Here is a 25,130-nt window from a genome sequence, read left to right on the forward strand (position 1 = left end):
GGGTCGCGCCCGGGCGGCGGAGTCGGGCCAGGTCACAGGTGCGTCGCCACGGCCGGCAGCAGGTGCTGGAACGTACGGCCGGTCGCGGTCGCGCCGATCGCCGTCATCGACCAGCCCTGGCCGTCCCGCGACACCTTGGCCATGATCTGGGCGTTGTGCTGGCCCGCGCCGCTCAGGTCGTAGCGCGCGATCTCCTGGCCGGTGCTCTCGTCCACCAGGCGGCAGAACGCGTTGGCGATCTGGGTGAAGTCCTGGCCGGTGAAGGAGTTCACGGTGAACACCAGCTGGGTCACGTTCGCGGGGACGCTCTGCAGGTCGACGTTGATGACCTCGTCGTCGCCCTCGCCCTCGCCGGTCAGGTTGTCGCCGGTGTGCTGGACGGAGCCGTCCTTGCTGCGCAGCTGCCGGAACCACACCTGGTCGGCGAGGTTGCCGGAGGCGTCGAAGAGCAGGCACGAGGCGTCCAGGTCGATGGACTGCGCCTTGCCCTTGCCGAACAGCCCCTTCTTGGCGACGGCGTCCCAGCCGAGGCCCATCCTGACCCTGGTCAGGGTGCCCCCGCCCGGCTTGGCCAGCGAGACCTTCTGCCCCTTCTGTAGCGATATGGACATCGTCGACTCCTTCGGTGGTCGATGTGCGCCGCGGGGCGGCGGGTACGCCGGTCAGACCTGGGTGGAGTGCAGCGACCGGTCGCCGCCCCCGGCGGACCCGGGAGAGTCGCCGCCGTGGCTCCGGTTGCGGACCACGGAGCTGGCGAACGCGGCGATGATCAGACCCGCGCCGAGCCCCCCGGTGATCCACTCGGGGACGTGGTGGCCGATGCTGACCAGCATGCAGACCGCGAGGGCGCCGATGGCCCAGTGCGCGCCGTGCTCCAGGTAGACGTACTCGTGCAGGGTGCCCTTGCGGACCAGGAACACCGTGAGGGACCGGATGTACATGGCGCCGATGCCGAGGCCCAGCGCGATGACGATCGGGTCGGTGCTGATCGCGAAGGCCCCGATGACGCCGTCGAAGCTGAACGAGGCGTCCAGCACCTCCAGGTACAGGAACAGGAAGAACCCCGCCTTGCCGGTGGCGAGGGCCAGGGAGCTCGGCCCGGACCGTCCGCCGCCCTTCTCCGCTTCCGCGCCCGGCTCCTCGTCCTCGTCCTCGTCGTCGTCGCCCGCCTCGGAGAACAGCTCACCGAGCCCGTTGACCAGGATGTAGGTCACCATGCCGAGGACGCCCGCGATCATGACGCTGCCCGGGTCGTCGGCCGACAGCCAGGCCACGAACGCCAGCGAGCCGCCCGCCACCACGACCGCCAGCTGGTCGAGCTTGCCGATGCGGGCCAGCGGGCGCTCCAGCCACGGCAGCCACTTGTCGGCGCGCTCCTCGAACACGAAGTCCAGGAACAGCATCATCAGGAACATGCCGCCGAACGCCGCGATCATCGGGTAGGCGCCGGTCATCAGCTCGTGGTAGCGGTGCGAGTCGTTGAGCGCCAGGTCGACCGCCTCGACGGGGTTCAGCTTGGCGGTGATCCCCACGATCAGCAGGGGGAAGACCAGCCGCATGCCGAACACCGCGATCGCGATGCCGACGGTGAGGAAGATCTTCCGCCAGAAGTCGCTCATCCGGTCGAGCACCTTGGCGTTGACCACGGCGTTGTCGAACGACAGCGAGACCTCGAGGATGGCCAGCACGGCGACCAGCGCGAGCCCGGTCGGCCCGTCGTAGAGAAAGGCGATGAGCAGGCCGACGACCGTGACGCCGAAGGACCACCCGAAGGTGCGAAGAATCATGCGCGTATTTCTGCTAGAGAGGGCGGCCGGGCGGTGCGGCCGGGGTGCGGGGTCGCCGGCTGTCAGCCGACGTTGACGCCGAAGTCCATGGCGATGCCCGCCAAGCCGGAGGCGTACCCCTGGCCGACGGCCCTGAACTTCCATTCGCCGCTGTGCCGGTAGAGCTCACCGAAGACCATCGCCGTCTCGGTGGAGGCGTCCTCGGTGAGGTCGAAGCGGGCGAGCTCGTTGCCGTCGGTCCGGTTGACGATCCGGATGAAGGCGTTGCGCACCTGCCCGAAGCTCTGCTGCCGGTTGTCGGCGTCGTAGATCGAGACGGGGAAGACGATGCGGTCGCACTCGGGCGGCACCGCGCGGAGGTCGACGTTGATCGACTCGTCGTCGCCCTCGCCCTCACCGGTCAGGTTGTCGCCGGTGTGCTCCACCGAGCCGTCCGGGCTGCGCAGGTTGTTGAAGAACACGAAGTGCTGGTCCGACATGACCTTGCCGGTGCTCGCCAGCATCAGCGCGGAGGCGTCCAGGTCGAAGTCGGCGCCGGTGGTGGCGCGCACGTCCCAGCCGAGGCCGACGGTGACCGCGGTGAGGTTCGGCGCGGCCTTCGTCAGCGAGACGTTGCCGCCCTTGGCGAGTGAAACCCCCATGTGCGGGCTGCTCCCTTCCTGTCTGATCTGCTCGGGCTGTCCGGACTGCTCGGACTGCTCAGATGTTGACGCCGAAGTCGGCCGCGATGCCGGCCAGGCCGGACGCGTACCCCTGGCCCACCGCCCTGAACTTCCATTCCGTCCCGTTGCGGTACAGCTCACCGAACACCATCGCTGTCTCCATCGACGCGTCCTCGGTCAGGTCGTAGCGGGCCATCTCCGCCCCGTCGGCCTGGTTCACGACCCGGATGAAGGCGTTGCGCACCTGCCCGAAGTTCTGCCCGCGGCTGTCGGCGTCGTAGATCGACACCGCGAACGCGACCCGTTCGGCCGTGGCGGGCATCGCCCCGAAGTTGACCTTGAGCTGCTCGTCGTCGCCCTCGCCCGCACCGGTGGTGTTGTCGCCGGTGTGCTCGACCGCGCCGTCCGGCGTGCGCAGGTTGTTGAAGAAGACGAAGTGCTGGTCGGTGATGATCTTTCCGGAGGCGTCCAGGACCATCGCGGAGGCGTCCAGGTCGAAGTCGGTCCCGGTCGTCGTGCGCAGGTCCCAGCCGAGACCGACGATCACCGCGGACAGGCCGGGGGCCTGCTTGGTGAGCGAGACGTTGCCGCCTTTGCTCAGGCTGACGGGCACGATGAGCCTCCAAGATCGCATGCCGGATCGGACGCCGAACCGGCGCCCAGCCTTATCGACGTAGCAGTGATGCTATCCGTTCCATCCTTTATGAAGGGATGGCGACAATCTTTGTGATTCGCTCGCCGCCCCGGCCCGGCAGGCCTTCGCCGATGGACGAAACCCGGGCGGGTTGCGCCAGACTGGGGGGCGGACGAAGGGAGGCTGCGTTGCGGGGACCGGGCGACCAGCGCCGCCGGGGCGGCCGCGGTGCACAGGCGGCGGCCGGCGCCGTCGAGGCGAGGGAGGCGGCCGCGGCCGCCTTCTACGACATGGACCAGGCGCAGAAGTACATCGACGGCCGGGTCACCGTGTTCGAGGACCTGGACGCGAGGGCCGCCGAGCCCGCCCGCCGGGAGTTCACCCGGCTCTCCGAGGCCGCCGACGCCGCCTCGATCGCCTACATCTCCGTCCTGGACGCCCACGACCTCGATGACCAGGACCGGTCACCGGCCGAGTACGACGCCGCGCGGCGCGCGTTCGTGGCCTCCACCGAGCGGCTCCAGCACATCACCCGCGACCTGAACGGCTTCGCCGAGCGCCTCGCCCCGCGGATGGCCCGGCTGGAGTCCGCTCTCGACCAGCTCCCGCCCCGGCTCACCGCCGCCCGCGACGCCGTGGCCGCCGCCGACGCGGCCGTGGCGGAGGCGAAGGCCGCCGGGATGGACGCCTCCGAGCCGGAGGCGGAGCTCGGCCGCGCCCGGCAGGTGCTGGCGCAGCTCGGCTCGCAGGGGCTCGGTGGGCTCGGCCTGGACGGCGCCATCCGCAAGGCCGAGGAGGTCCGCGGCATCGCCGAGCGGGCGCTGGAGGCGGCCGCGGAGCTGCCCCTGCTGGCGCAGAAGGTCCGCAACTCGCTCTCCTCCGTCCGGACGCGGGCCGACGCCGTCGCGAACCGCGTGGGGCCCGTCCAGGAGGCGATGCGCGTCCTCGTGCGCGGCTACTCGCAGGCGTGCTGGCAGGACCTCAAGGGCGCCCCCGAGTCGATCGAGGCGGGCGTCACGCGGGCCCGCGAGCGGCTGAACGAGGCGTCCGCCCACGCGGGCCGCACCGAGTGGCAGCAGGCGCAGCAGGCGCTCACCGCGGCGCGCACCGAGCTGAACGCCGCCGACCGGCGCGCCGGTCAGGTCACCGGGCGGGTCGACGAGCTGCGGGCCGTCGCCGAGGATCCGGCGGGGCCCGCCGAGAGCGTCCGGTTCGCGGTGCGCGACGCACAGCGGCTCGCCATGGCGCAGCCCGGCGGGGCCCCGCCCCAGCACGCCCGCGTGCTCGACTCGCTCGTCGAGCGGCTGGAGAGGGCGCCGCAGCGGCTCACGGGCGCCCATCCCGACTACTGGGCCTACCTCCAGGAACTGGAGGCCATCAAGACGGCCGCGGGCGACGTCGTCACGCGGATCCGCGCGGAGCGCGGCCAGCAGCGCTAGCCGGTGCCGCGCCGCTCACGGCGAGCGGTCCCTGCCCGGGTCCCGGCGGCCGGGGTCGGGCTTCACTGCGAGGGCGCGGCAGGGGCGGCGTCCGGCGTCTCGAGTTCGTCCCCCGTGAAGGAGTAGGGAGGCCACGGGCCGAGGAAGCGCACGCGGACGGCCGGGTGGCTCTCCTGCAGTTCGGAGAGGATGAGCCCCACGTCCTCGACATCGTCGTCGTGCACCAGCAGCGCGAGGGAGAGCACCTCGGTCTCCTCGGGACGGCGCGTCGCGGCCCGGCGGTCGGCCAGGTCCTCGGCGACGGCGCCGAGCCGCCGCCGGGCGTCGGCGTGCAGTTCGTCGGCGAGGGACTCCGCCGCCGCCCTGCGCTTGGCCTCCAGCTGCTTGCCCAGCAGCCGCCGCATGCCCGGCGGGCTGTCGCGCATGCGCTCCTCGATCTCCCGCACCGAGTCGTCGCCGGCGGGCACGGCCGCGGACTCCAGGACGATCTCCACGCGGTACTCGGCGCGCCCGCGCAGCCGGTCGAGGCGGGCGTGCAGGTCGTCGCGGTTCTGCCGCAGCCAGGAGCGCAGGCGGCTCGCGGCGTCGCCGTCCGGGCCGGGGGCGACCAGCACGTTGAAGGTCATCGGCAGCACGCCGCCCACCTCGCGGCGCATGGCCTCCACAGCGTCGTCATGGGCGCGGATCCACCGGCGGACATCGTCGTCCGGTCCCTGGTAGGGGTGCGCCGGGGCCTCGTGGACGAGGGCGGCCAGCCCGCAGTCCCCGGCGCGGACGAGCCGCAGCGGCGCGCCGTCGATCCCCTCGCCGGGCGGCTCCGCGCCCGCCGGGGGATCGGCGACCAGCCCGTACACGTACAGCGCTTCGCGGGTCACCGCCGCTCACCCCCGCCCTCGACCTCCTCGGCCCAGCGCCTGGGGTTGGACAGCCGGTCGACGACCTCGTCGACGACCTCGTCCAGGCCGCGGTGCAGGTCGGCCACCGAGGCGGTGATGCCGTGCTCGGACTTGATCTCCTTCATGGCCTCGTCCAGTTCCAGCAGGGCGTCGCCCAGCCGGTTCAGCTCCTCGGTGGTGAGGTCGCCGCCCTCCATCCGGCGCACGGCCTGCCGCTCCAGCGCCTCCTGGATCACCTCGACCAGGGTGACGACGAGCGTGAGCACGCCGTTCTTCAGGCTGTTCTCGTCAACGGTGATGGCCATGGGCCTCCTTCCGGTCACGGTCGGCGCCGGCCGCCGGGGCGCTCGGGGCCAGGGCCCGCCTCCAGCGCGACGCCTTCTCGACGGCCAGCACGATCCGCTCTCCCGGAGTCTCCACGACCAGGCGGTCCAGGCCGCCGGACGGGGTGGAGCCGGGTTCGAGCCGCACATCGCTGATCCGACCGGTGTCGAGGACGATCGCCGGGCGCCCGTCGGTCGGCGACTGCCAGGTCAGGCGGCCCTTCTCCACGCGGGCCCGGCCGCCGCGCCACGTCGCGCCGCCCCGGCGCGGTTCGTGGTACCACACGTGGCCCTCGCACTCGGGGGCGTCGTCCCCGGAGGCGAGGGGCCGGGGCTCGCGGGACCGGACGTGCGGGGCGAGCCGGCGCAGGCTCTCGTCGAACTCCTCGGGCTTCGCGGCGGACAGGAGAGCGCCGCCCCCGTCGGCCAGTTCCACGCGCACCCGCAGCCTCTCCTCGCCCCCCAGCGTCCGCTCGCTCTGCAGCCGGGTGGCGGCGACGTCCTCCAACCGGGCCTCCCAGAGCGCCTCGCGCGGCTCCCGCCGGTAGACCAGGATGCGCCGGTCGGTGAGGAAGAGGGTGCCGGGCCGCCAGATGTGGGCCGAGCCGCGGTCGTCGTAGTGGCCGCCGAACGACCGGATCACCACCCGCTCGCCCTCCTCCAGGTCGGGCGTCGCGGCGGTGGCCCGCTCGGCCCAGGCGCGCGTGTCGGCGTCCCACTGCTTCAGCAGCCCGTACTCCAGCATGGTCTCCATGCCGGCGATGGCGGCCCGGAGGTTGACCCCGATCAGCGGGATGTCGGCGACCGCGATGATGAGGTCCAGGTGCAGCACCGCGCCCTTGTTCAGGACGACCTCCAGCAGGTCGTCCAGGGTGACCTGCGGGTCGCGGGTGGGGCGCAGGGGCGCCGACGGCCGGCCCATCGGAGGTCCAGATCGCATCTCAGCCGGCTTCGCCGTCCCGCCGCGCGTCGTCCTCGCGGCCCGCGCGCGCGGCCTCGGTCAGTGCCTTGGCGCTGCGCCAGCCGCACCACGGGCAGTACTCCTCGAGCAGCTGCTTGGTGGGAGACCGCTTGTTGCACTCGGGGCAGGTCTCCTTCGGGTCCTCGGTCTCCTTCCAGGCGGCCGTCTCCAGGTTCGTCCCCGAGGGGAACTCCAGGCCGTAGCGCGCCGCGGTCTCGAAGGAGGCGAGCGCCGCCCGCAGCCGGATCCCGAGCAGTTCCACGCCGGCGACCGACACCATGATGTCGGCGTTGATCACCAGCCCCTTGTCCAGCAGGACCTCCACCACGTGGGCCAGTCCGCCGTCACCGGCGCGCTGCGGCTCCATCGGGCGCCGCATGCCGATCGGGCGCCCGCTCAGATCCCGTGCGGACACGGCCGAGGCGGGGCGCGCGCGCTCGACCGAGGTGGGGCGGACCACCTCGTCGCCCTGGCCCGGGCGCCGCGTCTCCGCGGGCTGCCTGTCTTCGTCCATCACGTCCTCGTCCGGTTCACGGTGCGCAGTCGTCGCACGCGGAATCTCCACGCCGACACAAAACATATGCCGTCTTATCCACTGGAAAGCGGCTCAATCACCCGGACTTGGTAACGGCGTTCCCCGCCCCGGTCCGCGGGGCGGAAAAGCGGGGCCGGCGCGGGCTCAGGCCTGGCGGCCGAAGAGGGTGTCGCCCCAGTACCCGCCCTCCCGCACGCCCGGCGGGCACGCGTAGACGCCGGACCCGACGTGCTGGATGTACTCGTTCAGGGCGTCGGTGGCCAGGGACTTCTGGACGCGGATGAAGCCCGTCCGCGGGTCGCGCTGGAAGGCGACGAAGAACAGGCCCGCGTCCAGCCGCCCGAGGCCGTCCGACCCGTCGGTGAACGAGTAGCCGCGCCGCAGGATGCGCGTCCCCTGGTTGGAGTCGGGGTGCGCGAGCCGGACGTGCGCGTCCGGCTTCATCTCGGAGAGGACGGGCTTGTCGCGCTCCTTCTTCAGCCCGGCCGGGGCGCCCTCGCCCTTGTCGCGTCCGAAGATGTCCTCCTGCTCGCGCAGCGACGTCCTGTCCCAGGTCTCGATGTGCATCCGGATGCGGCGGGCGACGAGGTAGGAGCCGCCCGCCATCCAGTCGGCGCCGTCGCCCCCGGCCGCCCACACGTGCCGGTCGAGCAGCGCCCCCTCGGTCCCGGCGATGTTCTCGGTGCCGTCCTTGAACCCGAAGAGGTTGCGCGGGGTCTGCGCGTCCGGCGTCGTCGAGGACGTCTTGCCGAACCCGAGCTGGGACCAGCGGACCGCGACCACGCCGAACCCGATGCGCGCGAGGTTGCGGATGGCGTGCACGGCCACCTGCGGGTCGTCGGCGCAGGCCTGCACGGCGATGTCGCCGCCGCTGCGGTTCGGGTCGAGGTTGTCGCCCGGGAAGTGCGGCAGGTCGACGAGGGCGGCGGGGCGGCGCGACCTGATGCCGAACCGGTCCTCGCCGTCCTTGTCGAACAGCGACGGGCCGAACCCGATCGTCAGCGTGAGCCGGGACGGCGGCAGCCCGAGCGCCTCGCCGGTGTCGTCGGGCGGCGCCACCGCGGGGCCGCCGACCGCGCCGTCGCCGACCGGCCGGCCCGCGGTCATGGCGGCCGCCGCGGCGGTCCACTCCTTCAGCATCCGCACGAGCCGCTCGCGGTCGCCCGTCGTCACGTCGAACGCCGCGAAGTGCAGCCGGTCCTGCACGGGGGTGGCGATGCCCGCCTGGTGCGCGCCGTGGAAGGCGATCGCGGCGGCCGCGCCGTCGTCCTCCTGCGCGGCGGCGACCCGGTCGATGCCGGCCCCGGCGGCGGCCCCGGCGAGCAGGCTCGCACCCGAGAACCCGAGCATCCGCCGGCGGGACATGCCGGGCCGCTCCTGCGTTCCTTCGCCGGTCATGGCGCCACGGTTCCTCTCGTCCCGATCACTTCGCGCTCACTTCGCGACGGCGCCGGCGAGCTTGGACAGGGGCTCGCCCAGCGCGTTCACCGCGTCGGCCAGCTCCTTGCGCTCGCTCTCGCCCACCTTGTCGTAGGAGACGTAGCCGTCGCCCTTCTCGTGCTTCTTCAGCAGCGCCTCGACGGCGGCGAAGTTGTCGTCGAGGTCCTTCGCGAGCTGGGCGTCCCGCTCCTGGACGACCGGCTTGAGCAGCTCGTGGATCTTCTTGGCGCCGTCCACGTTGGCCTTGAAGTCGACGAGGTCGGTGTGGCTGAACGCCTCCTCCTCGCCGGTGACCTTGCCGGTGGCGACCTCGTCCAGAAGCTCCTTCGCGCCGCCCGCCATGTCGTTCACCGGGTCGAGGGTGAGGCCGGGCAGCCGCGACTTCAGCGTGTCGAGGTCCTTCAGGAGCTGGTCGCCGTACTTCTCCTTGCCCTTGACGGAGCCGTCCTTCCAGAGGGCCTTCTCCAGCAGGTGCCAGCCGGACCAGTCCTTCTTCTCCTCCGGCTTGAGGTCGGCCTCGCGCGCGTCGACCTTGGGGTCGAGGTCGCCGAACTTCTCGGCGACGGGCTCGATCGTCTCCCAGCCCACGCGGGACGGCGCGTACAGCTCCTTGGCCTTGTCGACGTCGCCCGCCTTGACCGCGTCGACGAACTTCCTGGTCTTGGCGATCGTGTCGTCGGTCTGGACGATGACGAAGGCCTTGTAGTCGGCCGCGGCCTTGTCCAGGCGCGCGTCCGCCCCGCCCGCCGCGCCGCCGCTGACCGTGACGTTCCGGGACGGGCCCTTGCCCGTCTGCCCGGCGCTGCACAGCAGCTTGTACTCGCCCGCGGGCAGGTTCACGACGAAGTCGACGCTGGTGCCGGGGCCGATGTTCTCCCGCTCGGCGAGAATCTTGCCGTCCGGCTTGAGCACCTCGAACTCGTTGACCTTCGAGCCCTTGTTGGTGACCTTGAAGGTGGTCTTGCCCGCGGGCAGGTCGGCCTTGGCGACCTCGCAGGTGTCGTCGGTGGCCGTCACGGGGATGGCGCCCGTCGCGCCCGCCTCGTCCCCGTCACCGCCGCACGCCGTCAGAAGGGACATCGACACCGCGGCGGCGCCGGCGAGCGCGAGGACGGACACAGGACGCATCAGGGTCTCCAGAGGGCGTGCAACATGGTTAGGCTTTCCTAAGTTAGCGAAAGCTAACCTCAGCACGTCAAGTGGGCCCGGAGACAGTGAGTCATCCCACGCCGGGAAGCCTCAGCGCGGGCGGTCGTGCAGGCCCATCGTGAGGTTGCGCGCGGCCATCGGCGGGCCGCCGGCCTGCGGGTCGCCGTACGGGGGCAGCTGCCCCGGGTGCTGCGGCTGCTGCTGGTACTGCGGCGCCTGCTCGCGCTGCTTGGCGGCCGGCTCCGCCCAGACGGCCGTCCCGTAGGCGCACACCTCGACGCCGCCGCCCAGCGCGGCGGTGTCGTACCGCATGCCGACCACCGCGTTCGCCCCCTTGCGGCGGGCCTCCTCGCCGAGCCGGTCCACCGCCTCGCGGCGCGCCGCGGCCAGGCCGGCGGCCGGCCTCTCCCCCGTCACCCGGAACGTCGCGCTGCTCCCGCCCTGCCCGGGCTGGGGCACCCCGCCCTGATCGGCTTGGACGGCCGCCCCGAGGACCTCTCCGAGCACGCTCCTGATCTCGTACCCGGCCACGCCATCAGTCGTCACGATCAGCATGGTCACCACGGTAGGACACGCTCCGGACGAAAAGCGACGTAAAAGCCGGTTCTCGACCATCTCGCCGCACCGCGCACGGACCGGCCCCGGCGCGGGCGGCCGTCCTCCCGGCGGACCGGCCGGGAGGACGGCCGGCGCTCCGCCGGCCTCTCGGGCCCGCCTCAGTCCAGGTACTCGCGGAGCATCTGGGCCCGGGACGGGTGGCGCAGCTTCGCCAGCGTCTTGGACTCGATCTGTCGGATCCGCTCCCTCGTCACGCCGAACTCGCGCCCCACCTCCTCCAGGGTGCGCGGGTGGCCGTCGGAGAGGCCGAAGCGCAGCTGGATGATGCGCTGCTCCCGTTCCGACAGCGTGCCGAGGATGTCCTCCAGCTGGTCCTGCAGGAGGATGAACGCCGCGGCCTCCATCGGCACGACGGCGTCGGCGTCCTCGATGAAGTCGCCGAGGTCGGAGTCCTCCTCGCCGATCGGCGACTGCAGCGAGACCGGTTCCTGCGCGATCCGCTGGATCTCCACGACCCGGACGGGCGACAGGCCCATCTCCAGGCCGATCTCCTCGGGGCTCGGCTCCCGGCCGAGGTCCTGGTGCATCTGGCGCTGCACGCGGACCAGCTTGTTGATCGTCTCCACCATGTGCACCGGGATGCGGATCGTCCGGGCCTGGTCGGCGATCGCCCTGGTGATCGCCTGCCGGATCCACCAGGTGGCGTAGGTCGAGAACTTGAACCCCTTGGTGTAGTCGAACTTCTCGACCGCGCGGATCAGTCCGAGATTTCCCTCCTGGATCAGGTCGAGGAACAGCATTCCCCTGCCGACATAGCGTTTGGCGATCGAGACGACCAGCCGCAGATTGGCCTCGATCAGCCGTTGCTTCGCCCGCGCCCCCTCGCGGGAGAGCAGTTCGAGGTCGAGCAGTTCGCCGCGGGTGAGGACGGCGGTGCGCGCCATCTTCTCCTCGGCGAACAGTCCCGCCTCGATCGATTTCGCGAGTTCTACCTCATCTTCTGCCGTGAGCAGCGGTACGCGACCGATCTCTCTCAGGTAGATCCGAACCAGGTCGCTCGTCGGCGCCCGCTTGCCGAGGTCTCCCTCATCCGCTCGCGTGACGTCCTCGGTCTCCTGCTGAGACTCGAGGACCTCCACCCCCTGCTCTGCGAGCATCCGGACGACCCGCTCCAGGGAGTCGTCCGGCAAGTCCGAGCGATCGAGCGCGGCAGCGACGTCCTCGACGGTCACACCGCCGCGCTCTCTGCCGCGTGCGACGAGGTCCGCCACCTGATCAACCGATGGCGCCTCGCTTGGCAGCACCGAAGGGCCCACGCAGACAGTTTGCGTCAAATGGGGCCTAGATCACAGGACCCATTTTCGCGGAGAGGCCGCCTACTGCGATCCAAGCCCTCGCTCCCGCAACACCCGTCTCTGCTGCTCAAGCGCGACAAGATCACCGAAGAGCCGGTTGTACTCCTCGGCCGCCTCGACCGGATTCAGCCGCCCGAGTTTAGATTTCACGTTCGCGATCATGCGCGTGAGCTGGCGTTCCTGGATTCTGGCCAGCAATTCCGCGGCATAACGGTCATCCGATTCCTGGGCGGAGCGGACGGGCTCCACCCCGAGCCTGGTCACCAGATCCCTGACCTGCTCGTTCGGGGCCCGCTCCAGCAGCAGCGCGACCCACTCGGCCGCGTTCCCGGCCGCCGTGACGCCGCCCGCGTCGGCGAGCACCGCCCGCACGGCCGCGTGCGGGGGCGCGATGAACGCCTCGACCGGGACCTCGTCGAACGCCGGGCCGAGCAGCGCCGGGCGCTGGACCGCCAGCTTCAGCAGCTCCCGCTCGCGCTGGACCTCGGGGTCGGCGGGGTCGAACGCGGGGCGCCGGGGCGCCTGGGCGGCCCCGTCGGCGTTCCGCCCGTTCTCCGCGCCGGTGCCGTTCGCCCGGCCGTTGCCGTCCTGCCCGCGGGCGCTCCCGTTCTGGCCCCGGTCACCGCCCCGGCCGCGGCCGTGCCCCGCCTGGGTCCGGGCGTGCGCGCGGTTGGCCAGCTCTCGGACGCGGCGCAGCACGAACTGCTCGTCCATGATCCCGAGCCAGCGGTCCAGGTTGACCGCGTACATGTGGCGGCGGGAGCGGTCCTTGATGGCGGCGACGACGGGGGCGGCCGCGTCCAGGGCGCCGAGCCGGCCCTCGACCGTGTCGAGGTCGTGCTGCTCGATCGCGCTGCGCACCGCGAACTCGAACAGCGGCAGCCGGGACGCCACGAGGTCGCGCACCGCCGCGTCGCCGTGCCGGATCCGCAGGTCGCACGGGTCGAGGCCGTCGGGCTGGACGGCGACGAACGTCTGCGAGACGAACTTCTGCTCGTCGTCGAACGCGCGCAGCGCCGCCTTGCGCCCGGCCGCGTCGCCGTCGAAGGTGAAGATCACCTCGCCGCGGAACTCGTCCTGGTCCATCAGGAGGCGGCGCAGCACCTTGATGTGCTCGTCGCCGAACGCCGTGCCGCAGGTGGCGATGGCCGTCGGGACGCCCGCCAGGTGGCAGGCCATCACGTCGGTGTAGCCCTCGACGACCACGGCCTGCCGCCGCCGCGCGATCTCCTTCTTGGCGAGGTCGGCCCCGTACAGGACCGAGCTCTTGTGGAAGAGCGGCGACTCGGGGGTGTTCAGGTACTTGGGCCCGTCGTCGTCCTCGAACAGGCGCCGGGCGCCGAACCCGATCACGTCGCCGGACAGGTCGCGGATCGGCCACATCAGCCGGCCGCGGAATCGGTCCATCGGGCCGCGGCGGCCCTCCTTGGCGAGGCCCCCGGCGACGATGTCGCGGTCGGCGAAGCCGCGCCCGCGCAGGTGCCGGACGAGGCCCTCCCACTCGCGGGGCGCGAACCCGACGCCGAAGTGCTCGGCGTCGGCGGCCTCGAAGCCGCGCTCGGACAGGAACGCGCGGCCGGGCGCGCCGGCGGCGGAGGCCAGCTGCCCGGCGTAGTACTCGGCCGCCGCCCGGTGCGCCTCGATCAGGCGGGCGCGCTGCCCGCCGTCCTGGCGGGGGCCGCGCCCGCCGCCCTCCTCGTAGCGCAGCTGGATCCCGGCCTGGGCGGCGAGCCGCTCGACCGACTCCGAGAACGTGAGGTGCTCGATCTCCTGGACGAACTTGATGACGTCGCCGCCGGCCTCGCAGCCGAAGCAGAAGTACAGCCCGCGCGAGGGCGTCACGTTGAACGACGGGGACTTCTCGTCATGGAACGGGCAGAGGCCCTTGAGGTTGCCGCCGCCCGCGTTGCGCAGCTGCAGGTACTCGCCGATCACGTCGGCGATGGACGAGCGCTCCCGCACGAGCGCGATGTCCTCATTGCGAATCCGGCCTGCCACGAGCAAGGAGTCTACGGCGGGCCCGTGACATCGGCGGCATCGCGCCGCGACGGGCATGGGAGCGCCCCCGGCCCCACCGCAGGACGGTCTCGCGGCGGGGCAGGGGGCGCGCCGGGTCAGCCCACCCGGAAGCGGCCGAAGAGCCGGTACATGAACTCGGTGCCCTGCTTGAGGGCCTCGACCGTGATGCGCTCGTCGTTGCCGTGCATCGCGATCAGCTGGTCGTTGTCGACGACGTAGGGGTAGACGCCGTAGCCGGGGACTCCCTTCGACGTCCACGGCGACAGGCTCGTCCCGGCCTCGAACAGCGCGGGGGCGAAGACGGCGTCCGGGTAGGTCTTGGCGGCGGCGTCGCCGATCGCCTCGAACAGCGGGGAGTCGAGACTGGACGGCGCCTTGCCCCAGGTCTCGTCCAGCCGCTTGAGGGCGTCCTCCTCCGACTCCCCCGGGTTGCCCGCGAGTTTCACGGCGACGTCGCGGTCCGCGAGGCGGCGCCGGATCGCGGCCAGGAAGTCGCGGGGGCGCTGGCCGCCCGGGACGCCCCGGCAGTTGACGCGCAGCGTGGCCTTGGACGGGATGACGTTCTCCTTGTAGCCCGCGTCCTCGATCACGAACGCGTGCGTCGTGCGCAGGAGGGCCTGGTGCAGCCAGGGGTACGAACTGCGCTTGACGACGAGCGCGGCGGCCCGTTCGCGGGCCTGCTGCGAGCGGGCGGACAGCAGCAGCCGCAGCGCCCGCTCGAGCGGGCGGTCGTCGGTGGCCTTCGCCAGGGCGCCGAAGTACTCCCGGGTGACGGGGGTGAGCGTGACGGGCGCGAGCCAGGTGTCGATGTCGGTGACGGCGCGGGAGAGCTTGGCGATGGCCGAGTCGGGGTTGGGCTTGGAGGAGTGGGTGGCGGTGCCGTCCGCGACGAGGTCGAGGTTGAAGTAGACCTTGTCCTGGCGCGTCACCGTGATGAGCATCGGCGTGCGGCGGTCCTTCTGCGCGAGGAACCAGCCGCCCTCGGTGAGCACCATGCCCGCGTTGATCTTGTCCCAGTGGTTCTCGGCGAGCCAGTGGGAGCCGTACTGCCCGGCCTCCTCGTCGCAGTCGGTGAGGACGATGATGTCGCGGTCGAACTTCGCGCCCTCCTTCACGTGCCGCAGCAGGGCGCTGATGTTCGCGGAGTTGGCGCCCTTCATGTCCAGGGCGCCGCGGCCGTAGACCTCGCCGTCCCGGACGACGCCGGCGAACGGGTCGACCGACCATTTGTCACGTTCCACTGGAACGACGTCGGAATGGCCGAGCAGGAGCAGCGGGGGCGCCGCCGTGGTCCCCTCGATGCGGGCGACGAGGTGGACGTTGTCCTTCTTCGGCGTGGGGATGATCTCCGCGGGGACGCCCGCGGAGCCCCAGACGGCCTTGAGCATCTCAGCGTAGGGCCGGGTGACGCCGCCCTCCCCGAAGTTCTGGGTGTCGAACGACAGCATCTTCTTCAGCAGTGCCAGCGGGTCGAGGCCGGCGGGCGCGGGCCCGCCGGCGAGGGCGGACCGGCCGCCGGGCGCGGCGGCGGCGGTGCCGCCCGCGAGGACGCCGCCCGCGAGCAGGACGGCGCCCGCGCCGGTGCGGTGCAGGAAGGTTCGGCGGGTGACGGGGGGTGGGGAGTCGTGCATGGGGGAGCTCCTCCTTCGAACCCGGAACGGGTTACATGATCAAAGGTGACACGGCGGCCGGCCGATCTCCAGGGCGGCGGTCCCCTGACCCGGCACGGCACCGATCAGGTCAAGGCCGGGAAAATCCAGCGATGCCCGGAATGTGCGCTCTACTGGCCGGACTCGGCCGTGTTAACGGCAGGTAACCCCGGATTCACCCTGGACAACTCGGACCGCCCCGCGATGAGATGGCCCACCGAAGATTTGCCCACCCCCAGGCGGACTCGATGACGGATGTTGTGCTAGACGGCGTCGACAAGGTGTATCCCGGCGGCCAGGTGGCCGTCCGCAACGTCCGCCTGCGCATCAACGACGGGGAGCTGTTCGTCCTCCTCGGGCCGTCCGGCTGCGGCAAGTCGACCATCCTGCGCATGATCGCCGGGCTGGAGGAGATCACCTCCGGCGACCTGTGGCTGAACGGGACCGTGGCCAACGGCCTGGCGCCGCGCGAGCGGAACGTGGCGATGGTGTTCCAGGAGGGCGCGCTCTACCCGCACCGCACGGTCAAGGGGAACATGATGTTCCCGCTGGAGGTGTCCGGGGACGACCGCGCCGAGGCGTCGGCGAAGGTCGTCGAGCTGGCGCGCGCGCTCGGCATCAACACGATGATCGACCGGCTGCCCCGCACGCTGTCCGGCGGCCAGCGGCAGCGGGCCGCGATCGGGCGGGCGCTGGTGCGGGAGCCCTCGCTGTTCCTGATGGACGAGCCGCTGTCGAGCCTGGACGCGGGGCTGCGCACGGAACTGCGCGTCGAGATCGCCGCGCTCGTCCGCTCGTCCGGCACCACCACCGTGTACGTCACGCACGACCAGGTCGAGGCCATGACGATGGCCGACCGGATGGCGGTGCTGCGCGACGGCGTCCTGGAGGACGTCGGCACCCCCGAGCAGATCTACGAGGACCCGGCGACCGTGTTCGTGGCCGCGTTCCTCAGCTCCCCGCCGATCAACCTGCTGCAGGCCACGCTGTGGGCCGTCGAGGGCCAGGGGCTGGTGCTCGACCTCGGGCCGCAGCGGCTGGCCCTGCCGTGGAACGACCCGCGGGCGTCCGCGCTCATCAGCCACCACGGCCGGCCCGTGATCGTCGGGATCCGCCCCGGCACGATGACGCCGATCGCCCCGGGCTCGCCCGCGGCCGCCGGGACGGTCCTGTCCGGGCAGGTCCGCGCGCTGGAGTTCCACGGGCACGAGTGGCTCGCCTACGCCGAGGCGGGCATCCCCACGGTGGACGCGAGCGAGGTCGGGCGCCCCGAGCGGCCGCGGGCCGCGGCGGCGGAGCGGCCCCGGCTGGGCGAGCGGGTGCGGGCGCTGTTCGGACGGCCGGCCGAGCAGGAGGAACCGCACGAGGAGCACGCGGGCCACCACCGGCGCTCCGACCTGGTGTTCCGCATCGGGCCCGGCGGGCGGCCGGACCGGGGCGAGCGCGTCGCGCTGGCGGTCGACCTCGAGCGGATCCTGTTCTTCGGCGCGCACGGCCGGCGCATCACGCCCGTCCAGCGCTAGCCGGCCAGCCCCGCTCCCGGCCAGCACCGCTCCCGGCCAGCACCGCTCCCGGCCAGCACCGCTACCCGGACAGGACCGCTACCCGGACAGGACCGCTACCCGGACAGGACCGCGGCGAGCCGCCGCATCCCCTCGTCGATCTCGGGCTCGGCCACGGCGCCGTAGCCGAAGACCAGGCCCGTGGCCGGCGGCCCGGTCACGGCGAACTCCGAGAGCGCGAACAGCCCGACGCCCGCCGCGAGCGCCCGCGCGGCGACGGCGGCGTCGTCGGTGCCGTCCCGGAACGCGGCGCTCAGATGCAGCCCCGCCTCGGAGGGAAGGAGTTCCAGCCGCTCCCCCGCCAGCCCGGCGACCAGTTCCGCGACCCGCTCGTGCCGCGCCATGTACTCGCGGCGCGACCTGCGGATGTGCCGGGCGAGCAGGCCCTCGTCGATGAACCGGGCGAGCGCGGCCTGCGCGGGCAGTTCGGCGTGCCAGGACGAGACGTAGCGCGCCATCCGGAACGCGTGGTGCAGCGACGGCGGCGCCACCAGGAACCCCAGCCGCAGCACCGGCCGCATGATCTTGGAGAAGGTCCCCGTGTAGAGGACGCGGCCGTCCTCGTCCAGGCTCTGCAGCGGCTCGACGGGCCGCCCGCCGTAGCGGTACTCGGTGTCGTAGTCGTCCTCGACGACCACCACGTCCCGGCGCCGCGCCCAGTCGAGCAGCGCCCTGCGGCGCGGCAGCGACATCGGCATGCCCAGCGGGAACTGGTGCGACGGGGTGACGTAGACGGCCCGCGCCTCGCCGGGCAGCGCGTCCACCCGCAGGCCCTCGGCGTCGACCGGCACCCCGCGCACCCGCATCCCGGCGGCGGTGAGGAGCATCCGGACGGGCGGGTACCCGGGGTCCTCCACGGCCACCACGTCGCCCGGTTCGAGCAGCACCCGGACGATCAGGTCGAGGGCCTGCTGGACGCCGGAGGTGATGACGACGTCGGCCCCGCTCGCCCGCACCGACCGCGAGACGCCCACGTGCCTCGCGACGGACTCCCGCAGCGCGGGCAGCCCGGCCGGATCCGCCGCCGAGGCGGGATCGGCCAGCCCCGACGGCCGCAGGAGCCCCGACATGATCCGCCGCCACGCCTCGTAGGGGAACAGCCGCACGTCGGGCAGCCCGGCGCGCAGGTCCCACCGGACACCGGGCATCGGCGCCGGCCAGGCCGACACCGCCTCCCACACGCGGCGCGGCCGCAGCGGCGAGGCGTCGGGCGCGCCGCGCGCGGCCGACCCGGTCTCCCGCACGAACGTCCCCGCGCCCACCCGGCTCGTCAGGAACCCCTCGGCGGCGAGCCTGTCGTAGGCGACGCCGACCGTGTTGCGGGAGATCGCCAGGCGCCGCGCCAGCTCCCGCGTCGGCGGCAGCGCCTCCCCGGCGCGCAGCCGCCCGTCCAGGATCGCGGCGCGCAACTGGCCGTAGATCTGCCCGGCGAGGTCGCGGCGCCCCACCAGGCTCACGTGGAGATCCACGGCGCCGACCCTAGATCGGCTCAGTCATTCTCCGCAATTTTGGACCTGTACCTGGGCCTCTGCCGCTCCCTAGCGTGGCCGCATGGACCTGCTGACCGAACTGCTCACGACCGACTTCCGCCCGCTCGACCGGAAGGCGGCCGACCTCTACCTGTCCGTCGTCGCGCAGGTGAAGCCGGACGCGCTGCGCCTGCCGACGCCGTGCCCCGACTGGACGCTGCACGGCCTGCTGCGCCACCAGGTGAGCCAGGACGAGGGCTTCGCGGCCGCCGCTCGAGGCGGCGGCGCCCGGCTGTCGGCGTGGCGCGGCGGCGACCTCGGCGACGACCCCTACGCCGCCGCGCGGGCGTCCGCCGACCTCGTGACCGGGGCCTTCGCCGAGGTGGCCCTGGACGCCGAGCTCGCCCTCCCCGAGATCCGCGACGGCGGCGCCTTCCCCGCCTCGCTGGCGATCAGCTTCCACTTCGTCGACCTCGTCGTGCACGCCTGGGACGTCGCGGCCGCGATCGGCGCCGCGTGGGAACCCACCGGCGAGCTCGTGGAGGCCTCCCTCAAGGTCGCCGCCATCGTCCCCGAGGAGGGCCGCGGGCCCGGCGACTCGTTCGCCCCGTCCGTCCCCTCCATGGACGGCGCGCGGCCGCGGGACCGCCTGCTCACCATGCTGGGCCGGAACCCGGCGTGGCGATGAGGGCGTCCGGTCGGGCCCGGTCCCCGCTCAGTTCGGGGCGGGGGCCGCGTCGCAGATCGTCGCCGCCTCCCGGTAGAAGCCGATCTTCATCTTGATCTGCTCCTGCTGCGTGCGCAGCGCGGCGATCCGCTCCTCGACCCGGCGGTCGTGCGCCTCCAGCAGTTCGAGCCGCTCCTGGACGGTCTCGTCGCCGCCGCGGGCCAGCTCGGAGAAGCGCAGCATCTCGGCTATCGGCATCCCGGTGCCCCGCAGGCAGCGCAGCATCCAGAGCCACGCCAGGTCGTCGTCGCTGAACACGCGCCGTCCCGACGCGTTCCGCGCGATCCCGGCCAGCAGCCCGATCTTCTCGTAGTAACGCAGAGTGTCGATGCTGAAACCGCTCTTCTCGGCGGTCTCGGCTGGGGAGTAGGAGCTCACGCCCCCAGGATCGCACCTGGAGCGCACTCCAGGTCAACGCCCGGCCGGGGTGCCGACTTGACCTGGAGCGCACTCCAGGTCCCAAAGTGGAAGGAGAGGAACACCGCCGAGCGAGCGAACGAAGGACCGCCATGCGCATCGGACTACAGATTCCCAGCTTCACCTTCCCCGGAGGGCCCGAGGAGATAGCCCCCACGTTCGGCCGCATCGCGCGCGAGGCCGATCAGGGCGGGCTGCACTCGCTGTGGGTGATGGACCACTTCTTCCAGATCAGCATGGTGGGGCCGCCGGAGGAGCCCATGCTGGAGGGCTACTCGGCGCTCGCCTACGCGGCGGCGCTGACCGAGCGGATCACGCTCGGGACGATGGTCACCGGCGTCACCTACCGGCACCCCGGCGTCCTGGTCAAGACCGTGACCACGCTGGACGTCCTGTCGGGCGGCCGAGCGTGGCTCGGCATCGGCGCGGCCTGGAACGACGAGGAGTCGCGCGGCCTCGGCATCCCCTTCCCGCCGACCGCCGAGCGGTTCGAGCGGCTGGAGGACACGCTGCGCATCGCCCACCGGATGTGGGAGGGCGACGACTCGGCGTTCGAGGGCGGGCACTACGCGCTGGAGCGCCCGCTCAACTCGCCGCCCGCGCTGAGGAGCCCGCACCCGCCGATCCTCATCGGCGGCGGCGGCGAGAAGAAGACGCTGCGGTTCGTGGCGAAGTACGCCGACGCCTGCAACCTCTTCGACGGCGACGAGCTGCCGCACAAGCTGGACGTCCTGCGGGAGCACTGCGAGCGCGAGGGCCGCGACTTCGCCGAGATCGAGAAGACGTCGCTGACCTACTTCACCGGCACCCCGTCGGTCGGCGCCGCCGTCGACACCGTCGGACGGCTCGCCGAGCGGGGCGTCGACCACGTGATCTTCTCCCAGGGCACCGGCCAGGACCTCGCCGGGATCCTCACCGAGGCCCTGGCCCAGACCGAGAAGATCGTCCCCGCGGGCCGGTGAGCCCCGCCCCCGGACGCCGCGACGGGGCGCGGCGCGCGGGGCCCCGCCTAGGCCTGCGCGGGCGGCCGGAGGTGCAGCGGGACGCCGAACAGGTTCAGCGCGTTGATCAGCGAGACCAGCCCGGCGAGGTCGCCGAGCTCGCGCTCCGGGTAGTGCTCGCGGAGCGCCTCCCAGAGCTCCTCGCCCACCGGCTCCCGCCGCGTCACGGCCTCGGCGTAGCCGAGCGCCGCGCGCTCGGCGTCGCTGTAGAGCGGCGACTCGCGCCACACCGTGAGGTGGTGGATGCGGCGCTCCTCCTCCCCCGCCGCGCGGGCGTCACCGGTGTGCCGGTCCACGCAGAACGCGCAGCCGTTCAGCTGGGACGCCCTGATCTTGACCAGCTCCTGCACCCGGCGGTCCAGCGGCCCCCGGCGGATCACCGCGGCGATCCTCATGAAGCCCGCGTGGACCTCCGGCGAGGCCTCCTGCAGCAGCATGCGCGCCATGCGTTCCTCTCCCTTCGTCGCCAGGGAGACGACGCACCCGGGACGCGCGTGACGGACCGGTTCAGGACCGGTGCACGGAGGTGAGCTTCTCGGGGTTGAGGACCCGGCGGATGGCGGTGATGCGGCCGCCCGCGACCTCCACGGTGTCGACCGCGGCCGGGCGGCCGTCCCGCCGCACCAGCAGCTCGCGGCGGCCGTTGACCTCCGCGAACTCCAGCCGGAACGTGTTGCGGGCGCCGACGCGCAGCAGCGCGGTCGCCACCCGCCCCGCCCCGGCGATGACCTTGCGGGCGGCGAACACGCGCCCGCCGCCGTCGGTGGTGTAGGTGGCGTCCGGGTCCAGCAGCGCGAGCAGCGCGGCCTCGTCGCCGCGCTCGTAGGCGGAGCGGAAGGCCTCCAGCACCCGGTCCCGCTCCCGCGCCGGGGCGGGCCGGGCCGGCAGCGCCGCGGCGATCTTGCGCCGGGCGCGGGAGGCGAGCTGCCGGCACGCGCCCGCCGACCTGCCGAGCACGTCGGCGATCTGCTCGTAGGGCACCTCGAACGCCTGGTGCAGGACGAACGCGACGCGCTCGGGCGGCGACAGCTCCTCCATCACCACCAGCATCGCGGTGCCGGCCGTCTCGTCCACGAGCACCGGCTCGGCGGCGTCCGGCCCGGTCAGCAGGGGCTCGGGCAGCCACGGCCCGACGTAGTCGACGCGCCGCGCGCGGGCCGAGCCCAGCACGTCGTAGGCGCGTCGCGCGGCCACCGTGACCAGCCAGGCGCGCAGGTCGCGGACGTCGTCCAGCGACTCGCGCGCGGAGGCGCGCAGCCACACGTCCTGGGTGATGTCCTCGGCGTCCGCGACGCTCCCGGTGATCCGGTACGCGGCGCCGAAGACGGCGGGCCGGTGGTCGGCCCATTCCTCGTCGAGTCGGCTCACACCCGCTCCGTGCCTCGGCTTCGCTTCCGTGGGGGCGGCTCCCCCGGTCCCGGCCTCACGCCGCCGCGGGCGTGAACACCCACTTCTTGTACGACCAGTAGCGGAAGGCCGAGCCTAGGCCCACCCCCGCGAGGAGCCCCAGGTTGTAGGCGAGCCCGCCGTGCAGACCGAGGGTGTAGTAGGTGAAGCCGGTGCACAGCACCTGGATCAGCAGCCCGACGCCGTTCAGCGCGAAGAAGATCGCGACCTCCCGGCCGGAGCCGTCGCTGTCGCGGTGCCGGAACGTCCAGAACCGGTTGAGCAGGTAGGAGGACAGCGTGGACACCACCGTCGGCACGACGACGCTCGTGACCGGGCTGCCGCCGAGCCACGCGCGCATCAGGTTGGCGCCGAAGATCATGATCAGCGTGCCGAGGCATCCCACGAAACCGAAGCTGAGCAGCTCGCTCAGGAATGTCCGGAACGCCGAGGCGGGCGGGACCGTTTCGGACGGTCGCGACCGCTGCATGGTGCTCACTCGCCCAGACCTTACCTGAGTAGGACATATACGAAGGTCGCAACCCAAAGATCAGTGACCCACCGTTACCGTCCCGCCGCCGGCGGCCGGCCGATACCCGGCCCCGCCACCGGCCCGCCACCACCGGCCCGCCGTCACCGCTCGGCCGTCTCCGCCGCCGGCGCGAGCAGGACGATCAGCCCGACCAGCGCGACGGGCACCGCCAGCGCCCATGCCAGGCCCACGCCCTGAGCGACGAACCCGATGACGGGCGGGCCGCCGAGCAGGCCGAGATAGCCGACCCCGGTGACCCGGGAGATCCCGGCCGCCGCCGGGACGCCCGGGATGTTGCCCGCCGCGCTGAAGGTGACGGGCGCCACGACCGCGACGCCGAGGCCGAACAGCGTGAATCCCGCCACCGCCGCCGTGGGGTCGCCCGCGGCGAGTCCGAGGCCGAGCCCCAGCGCGGCGACCAGCGATCCGCCCCGCAGCACCGGGACGGGCCCGAAGCGGGCGACGACCTGGTCCCCGGTGAGCCGCCCCACGGTCATCGCCACCGCGCACCCGGCGTAGCCGAGGCCGGCCGCGCCGGGGCCGGTGCCGAGGTCCTCCCGCAGGTAGATCGCGCTCCAGTCGGCCATGGCGCCCTCGCCGACGAACGAGCACAGCCCGATGACGCCGAGCATGACCAGCGGCAGGCGCGAAGACCTCGCGGGCGGCGCCGCGTCCTCGGCCGGCTCGGGCGTCTCGTCGGCGGAACGGTCCAGCAGGCCCCGGCAGCCGAGCGCCAGCAGGGCGATCAGGGCCGCCGCGGCGACCGCCAGGTGCAGCTGGACGGGGACGCCCGCGTGCGCGGCCGCCGCCCCCGCCAGCGCCGCCAGCAGCGTCCCGACGCTGTAGGAGCCGTGCAGCCCGGACATCAGCGGGCGCCCGTAGCCGCGCTCGACGGCGACGCCCTGCGCGTTCATCCCCACGTCCATCAGCCCGAGGGAGGCGCCCAGCAGCAGCAGCGCGCAGACCAGCGCGCCGAGGTTCCAGGCGAGGCCGAGCGGGACCAGCGACAGCGCCCCGGCGGCCCCGGCGGCGACCGTCGTGGCGCGGCTGCCCCACCGGCCGACGATCCGCCCGGCGAACCGGACGGCCGCGACGACGCCGACGGGCGCGCCGAGCAGCGCCACGCCCATCGTGCCCTCGCCCAGCCCGAGATGCTCCTTGATCTGCGGGATGCGGGCGACCCAGGCGGCGCCGAGCAGGCCGTGCGCGGCGAACGCCAGCGTCACCGCGACGCGGGCCCGGGGCGGAATCGCGATCTTCTCGGTGACCACCGAGAAGACTCTACGTGGCCTACGCGGCGGGGCCGGGCCCCGGGCGGCTCACGCCAGGTCCGCGAGCGGCACCCCCGGGTCGGCGAGGCGGGCGGCGTCGACCGGGCGGCCGGAGCGGATCAGCGCCTGGACGTCCCCGGTGACGTCCCACACGTTGACGTTCATGCCGGCGACGACCCGGCCGCCGGACAGCCAGAACGCGATGAACTCCCGTCCCGGGACGTCCCCGCGGTACACGACCTCGTCGTACTCCCCCGGCGCGGCGGCGCCCGACATCTCCATGCCGAGGTCGTACTGGTCGCTGAAGAAGTAGGGCACCCGGTCGTAGACGACGTCGCGGCCGAGCATCGCGCGGGCCGCGGCTGGCCCGCCGTTCAGCGCGTTCGCCCAGTGCTCCACGCGGATCCGGCGGCCGAGCAGCGGGTTGTAGGCGTTGGCGACGTCCCCCGCGGCGTAGATGTCGGGGTCGGACGTGCGCAGTGACTGGTCGACGAGGATCCCGTCGGAGACCTCCAGCCCGGCCTCCTTCGCGAGCTCGCTGTTCGGCCGCACGCCGATGCCGACGACCACGACGTCCGCGGGCACCTCGGCGCCGCCGGAGGTCACCACGGCCGACACCTGCCCGGCGCCCCAGAACCCGGCCACGCCCTCGTCCATCCGCAGGACGACGCCGTGCTCGCGGTGCAGGTCGGCGAACATCCCGCCGAGCTCGGGCCCCATCGCGGCGTGCAGCGGCACCGGCTCCGGCTCGATGACCGTCACCTCGTTGCCGTACCCGCGGGCGGCGGCCGCCGTCTCCAGCCCGATCCAGCCCGCCCCGGCCACCACCACCCGGCGCCCGCCGGGGGCCAGCGCCTGCTTCAGCTCCGCCGAGTCGGCCATCGTCCGCAGGTAGTGGATGCCCTGGAGCTTGGACCCCGGCACGTCCAGCCGCCGCGGGGAGGCGCCCGTCGCCAGCAGGAGCCTGTCGTAGGAGATCGGCTCCTTGGTGGACAGCCGCACCTGGTGCGCGCCCCGGTCGATGGACGCGACGGACGTGCCGACCCGCAGCTCCACGTCGTGCTTGTCGTACCAGTCCGCCTCGTGGACGTGGGCCTTCTCCCGGGGCTCCTTGTCCAGCAGGAAGCCCTTCGAGAGCGGAGGCCGCTCGTACGGCCGCTCGACCTCCTGCCCGACCAGCACCACCCTGCCCGCGAAGCCCTCCTCCCGGAGCGCCTCCGCCGCCTTGGCCCCGGCCAGACCGGCGCCGGCGATGACGAACGTCTCCTCGGGCATGGCGACCTCCTGTAGTTGACCTGTAGCTATCCCTACAGCGGCCTCTGTAACGAGACAAGGGCCGCCGTCTGGCGCGTCGGAGC

The 25,130-nt window shown here is 73.0% G+C and carries 24 protein-coding genes and 1 pseudogene; 4 read left to right on the forward strand and 21 right to left on the reverse strand.

Translation table 11 applies throughout. From position 1 onward, the window contains the following. Positions 1–32: 32 nt before the first annotated feature. From FKD65_RS10610 to FKD65_RS10625, 4 genes are all read right to left on the reverse strand, one after another. Complete coding sequence (locus tag FKD65_RS10610) at positions 33–611, reverse strand: TerD family protein (protein ID WP_141577287.1); 579 nt, start codon at positions 609–611, stop codon at positions 33–35. 51 nt (positions 612–662) lie between these two features. Further along, positions 663–1,787, reverse strand: coding sequence for a DUF475 domain-containing protein (locus tag FKD65_RS10615; RefSeq protein ID WP_141577288.1), 1,125 nt, complete (start codon positions 1,785–1,787; stop codon positions 663–665). 62 nt (positions 1,788–1,849) lie between these two features. Beyond that, positions 1,850–2,428, reverse strand: coding sequence for a TerD family protein (locus FKD65_RS10620; protein ID WP_141577289.1), 579 nt, complete (start codon positions 2,426–2,428; stop codon positions 1,850–1,852). A gap of 58 nt (positions 2,429–2,486) precedes the next feature. After that, the gene (locus FKD65_RS10625; protein ID WP_141577290.1) at positions 2,487–3,062 is read right to left on the reverse strand and encodes a TerD family protein; all 576 of its coding nucleotides are present in this window, start codon (positions 3,060–3,062) and stop codon (positions 2,487–2,489) included. A 209-nt stretch (positions 3,063–3,271) separates the two neighbouring features. On the opposite strand from FKD65_RS10625, the gene FKD65_RS10630 reads away from it, so the two are divergent. Beyond that, positions 3,272–4,522, forward strand: coding sequence for a molecular chaperone DnaJ (locus FKD65_RS10630; protein WP_141577291.1), 1,251 nt, complete (start codon positions 3,272–3,274; stop codon positions 4,520–4,522). Between the two features lie 62 nt (positions 4,523–4,584). Here the strand turns inward: FKD65_RS10630 and FKD65_RS10635 are convergent, their stop codons facing one another. The 10 genes and pseudogenes from FKD65_RS10635 to FKD65_RS10680 all read right to left on the reverse strand — a co-directional run bounded on the left by FKD65_RS10635 (position 4,585) and on the right by FKD65_RS10680 (position 15,389). Beyond that, positions 4,585–5,397, reverse strand: coding sequence for a GvpL/GvpF family gas vesicle protein (locus FKD65_RS10635; RefSeq protein ID WP_141577292.1), 813 nt, complete (start codon positions 5,395–5,397; stop codon positions 4,585–4,587). Further along, positions 5,394–5,723, reverse strand: a complete 330-nt coding sequence (locus tag FKD65_RS10640; protein ID WP_141577293.1) for a gas vesicle protein K — start codon at positions 5,721–5,723, stop codon at positions 5,394–5,396. Before FKD65_RS10640 ends, FKD65_RS10635 begins: the two co-directional genes overlap by 4 nt. Beyond that, positions 5,707–6,663 carry a gas vesicle protein gene (locus FKD65_RS10645; RefSeq protein WP_205718627.1) on the reverse strand — a complete coding sequence of 319 codons (957 nt, stop codon included), beginning with the start codon at positions 6,661–6,663 and terminating at the stop codon, positions 5,707–5,709. The genes FKD65_RS10640 and FKD65_RS10645 overlap by 17 nt, the downstream gene beginning before the upstream one ends. A gap of 238 nt (positions 6,664–6,901) precedes the next feature. Further along, positions 6,902–7,069 (reverse strand): annotated as a pseudogene (locus tag FKD65_RS46585) (gas vesicle protein); the annotation flags it as partial. Between the two features lie 312 nt (positions 7,070–7,381). Beyond that, positions 7,382–8,635, reverse strand: coding sequence for an iron uptake transporter deferrochelatase/peroxidase subunit (gene efeB / locus FKD65_RS10655; RefSeq protein WP_141577294.1), 1,254 nt, complete (start codon positions 8,633–8,635; stop codon positions 7,382–7,384). A gap of 36 nt (positions 8,636–8,671) precedes the next feature. Beyond that, positions 8,672–9,805: an iron uptake system protein EfeO gene (efeO, locus tag FKD65_RS10660; RefSeq protein ID WP_141577295.1), complete on the reverse strand. Its 1,134-nt coding sequence runs from the start codon at positions 9,803–9,805 to the stop codon at positions 8,672–8,674. Between the two features lie 111 nt (positions 9,806–9,916). Next, complete coding sequence (locus tag FKD65_RS10665) at positions 9,917–10,381, reverse strand: YbjQ family protein (protein WP_141577296.1); 465 nt, start codon at positions 10,379–10,381, stop codon at positions 9,917–9,919. 161 nt (positions 10,382–10,542) lie between these two features. Then, entirely contained in the window at positions 10,543–11,655 is a 1,113-nt protein-coding gene (gene rpoD, locus FKD65_RS10670) for an RNA polymerase sigma factor RpoD (RefSeq protein WP_240810074.1), read from the reverse strand. 105 nt (positions 11,656–11,760) lie between these two features. Beyond that, the gene (gene dnaG / locus FKD65_RS10675) at positions 11,761–13,737 is read right to left on the reverse strand and encodes a DNA primase (RefSeq protein ID WP_141577297.1); all 1,977 of its coding nucleotides are present in this window, start codon (positions 13,735–13,737) and stop codon (positions 11,761–11,763) included. A 116-nt stretch (positions 13,738–13,853) separates the two neighbouring features. Beyond that, complete coding sequence (locus tag FKD65_RS10680; protein WP_141577298.1) at positions 13,854–15,389, reverse strand: M20/M25/M40 family metallo-hydrolase; 1,536 nt, start codon at positions 15,387–15,389, stop codon at positions 13,854–13,856. Positions 15,390–15,655: 266 nt separating this feature from the next. Between FKD65_RS10680 and FKD65_RS10685 the strand changes: the two genes are divergently transcribed. Beyond that, entirely contained in the window at positions 15,656–16,930 is a 1,275-nt protein-coding gene (locus FKD65_RS10685) for an ABC transporter ATP-binding protein (RefSeq protein WP_141577299.1), read from the forward strand. 95 nt (positions 16,931–17,025) lie between these two features. On the opposite strand, the gene FKD65_RS10690 is transcribed toward FKD65_RS10685, so the two are convergent. Then, positions 17,026–18,438, reverse strand: a complete 1,413-nt coding sequence (locus tag FKD65_RS10690) for a PLP-dependent aminotransferase family protein (protein ID WP_141577300.1) — start codon at positions 18,436–18,438, stop codon at positions 17,026–17,028. 82 nt (positions 18,439–18,520) lie between these two features. Between FKD65_RS10690 and FKD65_RS10695 the strand changes: the two genes are divergently transcribed. Continuing rightward, positions 18,521–19,126: a TIGR03086 family metal-binding protein gene (locus FKD65_RS10695; RefSeq protein WP_141577301.1), complete on the forward strand. Its 606-nt coding sequence runs from the start codon at positions 18,521–18,523 to the stop codon at positions 19,124–19,126. A gap of 27 nt (positions 19,127–19,153) precedes the next feature. Here the strand turns inward: FKD65_RS10695 and FKD65_RS10700 are convergent, their stop codons facing one another. Next, a complete protein-coding gene (locus FKD65_RS10700) occupies positions 19,154–19,543 on the reverse strand; it encodes a MerR family transcriptional regulator (RefSeq protein ID WP_141577302.1) in 390 nt (129 codons plus the stop codon). 131 nt (positions 19,544–19,674) lie between these two features. On the opposite strand from FKD65_RS10700, the gene FKD65_RS10705 reads away from it, so the two are divergent. Beyond that, on the forward strand, positions 19,675–20,544 hold the full coding sequence (locus FKD65_RS10705; RefSeq protein WP_141577303.1) for an LLM class F420-dependent oxidoreductase: 870 nt from the start codon (positions 19,675–19,677) through the stop codon (positions 20,542–20,544). Positions 20,545–20,591: 47 nt separating this feature from the next. Here the strand turns inward: FKD65_RS10705 and FKD65_RS10710 are convergent, their stop codons facing one another. The 5 genes from FKD65_RS10710 to FKD65_RS10730 form a co-directional block, all read right to left on the reverse strand. Next, complete coding sequence (locus FKD65_RS10710; protein WP_141577304.1) at positions 20,592–21,029, reverse strand: carboxymuconolactone decarboxylase family protein; 438 nt, start codon at positions 21,027–21,029, stop codon at positions 20,592–20,594. 61 nt (positions 21,030–21,090) lie between these two features. Continuing rightward, positions 21,091–21,951, reverse strand: coding sequence for an RNA polymerase sigma factor SigJ (gene sigJ, locus FKD65_RS10715; RefSeq protein WP_141577305.1), 861 nt, complete (start codon positions 21,949–21,951; stop codon positions 21,091–21,093). A gap of 55 nt (positions 21,952–22,006) precedes the next feature. Beyond that, a complete protein-coding gene (locus tag FKD65_RS10720; protein WP_240810313.1) occupies positions 22,007–22,459 on the reverse strand; it encodes a GtrA family protein in 453 nt (150 codons plus the stop codon). Positions 22,460–22,602: 143 nt separating this feature from the next. Next, positions 22,603–23,772 (reverse strand): MFS transporter, encoded by a 1,170-nt coding sequence (locus FKD65_RS10725; RefSeq protein ID WP_141577307.1) that lies wholly within the window; start codon positions 23,770–23,772, stop codon positions 22,603–22,605. Positions 23,773–23,820: 48 nt separating this feature from the next. Beyond that, positions 23,821–25,047, reverse strand: coding sequence for an NAD(P)/FAD-dependent oxidoreductase (locus FKD65_RS10730; protein ID WP_141577308.1), 1,227 nt, complete (start codon positions 25,045–25,047; stop codon positions 23,821–23,823). Between the last annotated feature and the right edge of the window lie 83 nt (positions 25,048–25,130).

The sequence above is a fragment of the Actinomadura sp. WMMA1423 genome (assembly GCF_006547145.1).
GTDB lineage: Bacteria > Actinomycetota > Actinomycetes > Streptosporangiales > Streptosporangiaceae > Spirillospora.